Raw genomic sequence first — 7,526 nt, forward strand, 5'->3', positions numbered from 1 at the left:
ACTTGAGTTCGACAGCCATCAGCAGCCTCTTTTGGAATTGGACCACGTTTCCTTTGCTTACCAGAGTGGCAGACCTATTCTGCGGGATATCAATCTGACTATTCCCAAAGGTCAGCGGCTAGCTATTGTTGGCAAGAATGGAGCAGGGAAATCAACCCTAGCAAAGGCTCTCTGTTGTTTTATCAATACGGAGGGAGATTATCGCTGGCAGAGTCAAGATATCAAGGGAGATTCGATCAAGGAGCGGGCTGAGCGTATCGGCTATGTCCTGCAAAATCCTAATCAGATGATTTCGACGACCATGATTTTTGATGAAGTAGCTCTGGGGTTGCGACTGCGTGGCTTCTCTGAAGAAGAGATTCAAGAAAAAGTCTTTGCAGTTCTCAAAACCTGTGGTCTGCATGAGTTTCGTAATTGGCCGATTTCTGCTCTTTCTTTCGGTCAAAAGAAGCGGGTGACTATTGCTTCAATCTTAGTGCTGAATCCAGAGATTATTCTCTTGGATGAACCGACAGCTGGTCAGGATCAGCGAAATTATACGGAAATCATGAATTTCTTGGATGAGCTTCATCATCAGGGACACACTATTATCATGATTACTCATGATATGCAGCTTATGCTGGATTATTCTGATCGAGCTCTAGTTATCGTAGATGGCCAGATTTTGGCAAATAAAAGTCCAGCCGAGATATTGACAGATCAGGAGCTGATTAAGCTTGCCAATCTTAAGGAAACCTCTATTTTTGCTTTAGCTGAGAAGCTGGGGGTTGATCCCTTGGCCTTGACAGAATATTATATGCAGCGAAAAGAGGAAAGCCATGTTTAACCAGCAGAAATTGATTGGCTACCATACAGGTACAAGCTTTATTCACAGCTTATCTGGTGCCAGCAAACTTTTATTTTTCATTTTGGTATCAATAACTGCCATGATTAGTTATGATACGCGTTTTCTGCTCTTTGTGGCAGTGGCTTCTCTGGCCTTATTTAAATTATCTGGTATTCGGCTGAAGGATATTTCTTTTGTATTGGTGTTTGCCGGTAGCTTTGCCTTCTTAAATCTGAGCATGGTTTATCTTTTTTCTCCGCAGTATGCAGTAGAAATCTACCAGAGTAAGAATGTGTTGTGGACGGGATTCGGAGCATATAATCTGACCAGTCAGGAGCTTTTTTACCTCTTTAATCTTTTGGTGAAATATTTTTGCACGATTCCTTTAGCCCTGATTTTCCTGATGACGACTCATCCTAGTCAGTTTGCTTCCAGTCTAAATCAGATTGGGGTGCCCTACAAGGTAGCTTATGCTGTCAGTTTGACTATGCGCTATATCCCAGATTTGCAGGAGGAATTTTACCTCATCAAGATGTCCCAAGAGGCGCGTGGTTTGGAATTGTCAGCCAAAGCCAAGGTGAGCCAGCGAATCAAGGGCAATCTGCAAATTGTCATTCCTTTGATTTTTAGCTCATTAGAGCGAATCAATACGATTGCCACAGCTATGGAATTGCGCCGCTTCGGTAAAAATAAAAAGCGGACCTGGTATACTCAACAAGAATTCAGTAAGCTAGACAAGCTGGTAATCTTCTTGTCAGTGCTCTTATTAGGTATTGGCCTCGGTCTTTTCTTAGTCAATCAGAGTCGTTTCTATAATCCTTGGAGATAAGGAGACGAGAGGTTGCATTTGTGAATGAATGATTGCCTATAGAAGCTTTTAATCGCAAAAAAATCAGGCAATGAGGGGCCTGATTTTGATTTATAGCGGTCTCTTATTTGGCATACCGGCTTTGCGGGGGTATTTATTAGGCGTTTCTTTCTTCTTCTCAACCACTGTGATAAAGCGGGGGTCCCCGTTTGGTAGGGCATAGCTGAGGTTGTCTTGAACCTTGCTAAAAAGCAGACTCAAGGCATTTTTGGCTTCTTCCAGTTCTTCTGGGGCATTGGAAGCCTTGAGGGCCAGCAGCTTGCCCCCAACCTTGAGGTAGGGAATGGTCAACTCAGACAGAACCTGCATCCGAGCGACTGCACGGGCAGTAACTAGGTCAAATTGCGCTCGAAAAGCTTTATCCTGAGCAAAGTCTTCCGCACGGCCGTGGTAGAAGTGAACCTTGTCCAGTCCCAGCTCCTCTGCCAGCAGCTTGAGGAAGTTGATTCGTTTGTTGAGCGAGTCGATGATGGTCACATCCAGCTGAGGATAGATGATTTTCATGGGGAGGCTAGGAAAGCCAGCTCCAGCTCCAATGTCCAGCAGCTTAAGGTCTTGATTGTCAATCAGGCCTTGCAAAACGGGTGCGATTGAATCATAGAAATGCTTGAGATAGACTTCGTTTTTCTCCGTGATAGCTGTCAGATTGATTTTTTCATTCCATTCGACCAAAAGCTCAAAATAACGCTCAAACTGGTCTTTCTGGCGGTCAGTCAGCTCAACGCCCTCTTGAGCCAAGAGCCGGTAAAATTCTTGCGGTGTCATAGTTTCATCCTTGTCTATCAGTATTCATCCTATTATATCATAAAAAGGAGACCCTGGCATTGTTGCCAAAGGGCCTCTTTTTCTATGTGCCAATCTGATTTAGCTCCGCTAAGATTAGCTGGTGATGCTCAGCTTGACTAGTGACTGGGTCAAACAGAACTTCTATTTTAACTTGCCATCTAAAATAAGCAACACCTTGTCTGTATAGATGGTAAGGCTGGCATCGTGTGTCACCAGAAAAATGCTTGCGCCCTTCTGATGGAAGCGCTGCATGAGCTCTATAGTTTGCTTCCCAGGCTGAGAGTTGAGAGCCCCTGTCGGCTCGTCAGTGAAAATAATTTGGGCTGGTTCATGAGAGTCTGTCTCTATCAATAGAGCCGCTAGGTATTGTAAGCAAGTGCGGGATTTTTAGCCGTTTGCACGAGCTATTCGCCAGAAGTCAGCCAATCGCTACTGAGCTGAGTCGTAGAAATATGCGAGGTCATGCTAAAAAATAGAAAGGGAAAATGACGAGGAAGCTGATTTTATTGGCTTTTATATCATTTTTGACTAATCTGAGGAAGATGTTCGAGCTCCTTTATTGCAGATTGGCGGTAGAGAAGAAGAGCACTAAAACTGATACAAATTCCTGCTAGGATAAGAAGGAGACCATACCCACGACTGCTTCCTACTCCGATGATAGAGCCGATAGAAGAAGCTAATGCCCCTTTAGGGAGTAGGAGCGGTTTGAAAAAGGTATCTGCTACCCAGCCCATGCTTGCATAAGCAATAACATAGCCAAACTGGGAGATGATACTGATTGTTCCCCAAGCTTTCCCTTGTTCCCTCTTATCGATATTCAAGCGAATTAAATAATCAATGGCCGTATTGGCAAAAGGAAGAGAAGAAAATAGGAGAAAACCAAAAGAGCAAATCCAGATTAAGTTTTCTTTACTTCCCATCCCAGCCATAAAGATACCCAGCAATCCCAATGAAAGGCTGAGGATTAAGTGAAAATGATTCTTTATAGCAAAGGTGCTTAAGAAAAGTCCGCCAAAGAGTATGCCACTGCTGGAAATAGCCATGATCCAACCGACTTCTTGGCTGGAAGCAAAACCTAAAATCATAGGAGAAAGCAAGATTTCAACGGTACCTAGAAAGAAGGAAAAAGCTGTTCCTAGCAGAACTAAGAGCCAAATTCCCTTTTTTTCATGGATGATTTGAAATCCTCGTTTGAATCCCCTCCAGAAAGAATGAGATGCACCCTTAAATGAATTTTTGATATGACGACGAGCGACTAGACTGCAAATGACAGTCACAAAAATTGTTGAAAAATCAATTAAGAGGATCTGACCAATATGGCCGTGAGCCAGAATGAGCCCAGCAAGGGTAGGAGAAATGAGATAACGGGCAATCCCGTTAATCTGTGATAGTCCAGTAGCTTTGGAAATTTGATCCTCAGACACTAGGTCAGAAATCGTAGCCCGAAAAGCTGGGCTAACTAAAGCTGAAAAGACAGAGCTGAGAGCAGCACCCAAACAAATGAGCGGTATGGAAGGCTGGCTAGCTTGTAAACTAAAGTAAATCCAGAGCACTCCCAGACCAGATAGCCCATCCCCCAAAGCCATCAGGAGGCGACGGTCATAACGATCTGCTAGAATTCCGGCCCAAGGAGTCATTAAAAGCCCTGGCAAAAAAGCCCAAAGGGTCACCAAGGCAGAAGAAGAGGCCTGGCTAGTCAGCTGGTAGATATAAATCCCCAAGGCAAAAGATGTCATGCCTGTTCCAATTTCAGAAATAAAGGTTCCCAGCCATATCAGAAGATAGATTTTAAAGCCAGTGTTTTTCATAAGCAAACTCCTTTAGTGGATTAACTGTGTCAAAGGGCTGAAATATCCCTCTTTTGTCTGAAAAATTTTTTCTAGCAAGTAGATAAAAGCCTGAACTTTTTGCTCTTGTTCCTGTCTATTTAAGGTCTGGAAAGATGTATTAAAAATTTGTAAGGAATAAGTCAACATCATTTCGATACTTTCGTAAGGGTAGGCAGTTTGCATTTCACCTGCTTGAATCGCTTCTTGCAGAAGGGGAGAGAGAATTTCAGGTGCCTTACTCAATAAGATTTGATTTGTTTTTTCATGCAAGAGAGCATTTTGGGGGGCATGTAAGTGGTCCAAAATCTCTTGTCCCTCTTCTTTCATATTTAAGGCAGCTAGGGCACCCATTAATCGTTCGAGAATTGAAAGTTCTTTCCTTTCCACCCAGGTGTACATCTGCTCAAAAGCACGGCTAATCCAGCGCTCGATAATAGCATCCATGATTTCCTCTTTTGATGTGAAGTAGTAATAAAGGGTTCCGCGTGCAATCTGGGTTGCATCTAAGATTTGAGCAATTGAGGTTTGATCAAATCCCTGTTCGACAAACAGTTTTTCTGCTGTGTCTAAGATAAATTCTTTTTTATTAGCCATGATACCTTCCTTTTTGTTGGTAAAATTTTATTCGACCGACGGTCGGTTTTTCTGATTTTATGATACATCTTTTTCAAATCCCTGTCAAGAATAAAGACAGTCTCACTATTTTTTGATATAATAAGTCTAATCCAAATTGAAGGAGTATATCATGACTTTTATTATTATTCTTATCGTTGTCGTATTTTTGGCTTTCTTTGTCATTGGCGCTTACAATACACTGGTCAAAAGCCGTATGCAGACTCAGGAAGCCTGGAGTCAGATTGATGTGCAGCTCAAACGCCGTAATGACCTGATTCCCAACCTTTTGGAAACGGTCAAAGGTTATGGCAAATACGAGCAGGCAACCTTGGAAAAGGTGACCCAGCTGCGCAACCAAGTAGCTTCAGCCACTTCACCAGCCCAAGCCATGCAAGCCAGCGATGCCCTTTCTCGCCAGATTTCTGGAATCTTTGCAGTAGCTGAAAGCTATCCAGATCTGAAAGCCAACACCAACTATCTGAAGTTACAGGAAGAGCTAACGAATACAGAAAATAAAATCGCTTATTCTCGTCAGCTTTATAATTCAGTTACCAGCAACTACAATGTGAAACTGGAAACCTTCCCGAGCAACATTATTGCAGGTATGTTTGGTTTTAAAGCTGCGGCTTTCTTACAGACACCAGAAGAGGAAAAGGCTGTCCCAAAAGTTGATTTTGGCAGTACTGGGCTAGGTGACTAAGATGCTATTTGATCAAATTGCCAGCAATAAAAGGAGGACTTGGTTCCTCCTTATCGCCTTCTTTGGTCTCCTGGCCCTCATCGGGGCGGCTGTCGGCTATCTTTGGCTAGATTCTGCCTTTGGTGGCCTGATCCTTGCCTTTATCATTGGTGGCATTTATGCTATCAGTATGATTTTTCAGTCTACAGAGGTGGTCATGGCTATGAATGGTGCAAGGGAAGTTTCCGAACAGGAAGCCCCTGAGCTTTATCATGTTGTGCAGGATATGGCTATGGTGGCGCAGATTCCCATGCCTCGGGTCTATATTGTAGAAGATGCGTCGCCCAATGCTTTTGCGACTGGATCAAAGCCTGAGAATGCAGCGGTTGCTGCGACAACAGGCTTGCTTGCTATCATGAACCGAGAGGAGCTTGAAGGTGTCATGGGCCATGAGGTCAGTCACATTCGAAATTATGATATCCGCATTTCAACGATTGCGGTGGCTCTGGCTAGTGCCATCACTATGCTGTCTAGCCTAGCTGGCCGGATGATGTGGTTTGGTGGCGGACGGCGCAGTAGTAATGATCGAGATAACGATAGCGGAATAGGAATTATTCTCCTTATCGTATCACTGATTGCCATCATTCTGGCACCTTTGGCAGCTACCTTGGTGCAATTGGCCATTTCCCGTCAACGGGAATTTCTGGCGGATGCTTCTAGTGTGGAGTTGACTCGCAATCCCCAAGGGATGATCAATGCTCTGCTGAAACTGGAGCATAGTCAGCCTATGGAACATGACGTCGATAATGCCAGTGCGGCGCTCTACATCAATGACCCCCAAAAAGAAGGCGGGCTAAAGAAACTTTTCTATACGCACCCTCCTATTTCAGAGCGGGTAGAGCGATTGAGAAAGATGTAAAAAGACTGAGAATTTTATGAACTGCACCCCAAAAGTTAGACACGAAAAAGCTAACTTTTGGGGTGTTTTCATATGAAATTAACTTATGAGGACAAAATCCAAATCTATCGTCTCAGAAAACAAGGTCTCAGCTTCAAGCAACTTTAAAAAAGAGATGAGGTAACTATTTCTAATCTTCAGTACTTAATCAGATTGATTGACCGCTATGGAATAGAACATGTCAAAAAAAGGAAGAATAGTTATTATCCTCCAAAATGAAAGAAAAAAATAATTGATGAAGTTTTAATTGCAGGTCGTTCGCAATTAAGTGTGTCTCTGGATTATGCTCTACCAAATCGTGGAATGCTTCCAAATTGGCTGGCACAATACAAGAAGAATGGGTATACGATTGTTGAGAAACCAAGAGGGAGGCCGCCTAAAATGGGACGTAAACCAAAGAAAAACCTGAAGAAATGACAGAACTAGAGCGCCTTCAAGCAGAAAATGAATATCTAAGAGCGGAGAATGCCGTTCAGCGTCAGTTTGAAGCCTCTAAACCGATGGAAAATGCTATACGGATGTGACAGAGTTTGCCATTCCAAGCAGCAGTCAAAAATTGTATTTATCGCCCATTTTAGATGGTTTAAACAGCGAAATTATCGCTTATAATCTTTCTCGTTCACCGAATTTGGAACAAGTGGAAACCATGTTAGAACAGGCCTTCACCGCTGAATATTATGAGAATACGATTCTTCATAGTGACCAGGTTTGGCAGTACCAACACGCTTCTTATCATCAATTTTTAGAGAACAAGGGAATTCAGCCATCTATGTCACGAAAGGGGAACAGTCCGGATAATAGCATGATGGAATCCTTCTTGGGCATGTTGAAATCCGAAATGTTTTATGGCTTTGAACATGAATTTAGGTCATTATAAGACTTTAAAAAAGCCATTATAGACTACATTGATTACTACAACAACAAATGAATTAAAGTCAAACTAAAACATACTAAGATTAGTAGTG

Annotated in this window: 6 protein-coding genes and 3 pseudogenes; 5 read left to right on the forward strand and 4 right to left on the reverse strand. The window is 42.9% G+C overall.

The window, feature by feature from the left end; translation table 11 throughout:
- Window positions 1-19 precede the first annotated feature (19 nt).
- Together FZ952_RS11965 and FZ952_RS08865 are read left to right on the forward strand one after the other, a co-directional pair.
- A pseudogene (locus FZ952_RS11965) lies at window positions 20-826 on the forward strand (energy-coupling factor ABC transporter ATP-binding protein); the annotation flags it as partial.
- Complete coding sequence (locus FZ952_RS08865) at window positions 819-1,655, forward strand: energy-coupling factor transporter transmembrane component T family protein (RefSeq protein ID WP_148881405.1); 837 nt, start codon at window positions 819-821, stop codon at window positions 1,653-1,655. The pseudogene FZ952_RS11965 and the gene FZ952_RS08865, both read left to right, overlap by 8 nt.
- A gap of 90 nt (window positions 1,656-1,745) precedes the next feature.
- Here the strand turns inward: FZ952_RS08865 and rsmG are convergent, their stop codons facing one another.
- The 4 genes and pseudogenes from rsmG to FZ952_RS08885 form a co-directional block, all read right to left on the reverse strand.
- A complete protein-coding gene (gene rsmG / locus FZ952_RS08870) occupies window positions 1,746-2,459 on the reverse strand; it encodes a 16S rRNA (guanine(527)-N(7))-methyltransferase RsmG (protein WP_148881406.1) in 714 nt (237 codons plus the stop codon).
- Window positions 2,460-2,541: 82 nt separating this feature from the next.
- Window positions 2,542-2,821 (reverse strand): annotated as a pseudogene (locus FZ952_RS08875) (ABC transporter ATP-binding protein); the annotation flags it as partial.
- A 177-nt stretch (window positions 2,822-2,998) separates the two neighbouring features.
- Complete coding sequence (locus FZ952_RS08880; RefSeq protein WP_148881407.1) at window positions 2,999-4,288, reverse strand: MFS transporter; 1,290 nt, start codon at window positions 4,286-4,288, stop codon at window positions 2,999-3,001.
- 12 nt (window positions 4,289-4,300) lie between these two features.
- A complete protein-coding gene (locus FZ952_RS08885; RefSeq protein ID WP_148881408.1) occupies window positions 4,301-4,903 on the reverse strand; it encodes a TetR/AcrR family transcriptional regulator in 603 nt (200 codons plus the stop codon).
- Window positions 4,904-5,054: 151 nt separating this feature from the next.
- Between FZ952_RS08885 and FZ952_RS08890 the strand changes: the two genes are divergently transcribed.
- The 3 genes and pseudogenes from FZ952_RS08890 to FZ952_RS08905 all read left to right on the forward strand — a co-directional run bounded on the left by FZ952_RS08890 (window position 5,055) and on the right by FZ952_RS08905 (window position 7,489).
- Window positions 5,055-5,624: a LemA family protein gene (locus tag FZ952_RS08890; RefSeq protein ID WP_037615272.1), complete on the forward strand. Its 570-nt coding sequence runs from the start codon at window positions 5,055-5,057 to the stop codon at window positions 5,622-5,624.
- A gap of 1 nt (window position 5,625) precedes the next feature.
- Window positions 5,626-6,522, forward strand: coding sequence for a zinc metalloprotease HtpX (htpX, locus tag FZ952_RS08895; RefSeq protein WP_148881410.1), 897 nt, complete (start codon window positions 5,626-5,628; stop codon window positions 6,520-6,522).
- Window positions 6,523-6,594: 72 nt separating this feature from the next.
- Window positions 6,595-7,489, forward strand: a pseudogene (locus tag FZ952_RS08905) (IS3 family transposase).
- The last annotated feature ends 37 nt before the right edge of the window (window positions 7,490-7,526 follow it).

The sequence above is a fragment of the Streptococcus sp. Marseille-P7376 genome (genome assembly GCF_902460385.1).
Classification (GTDB): Bacteria; Bacillota; Bacilli; order Lactobacillales; family Streptococcaceae; genus Streptococcus; species Streptococcus sinensis.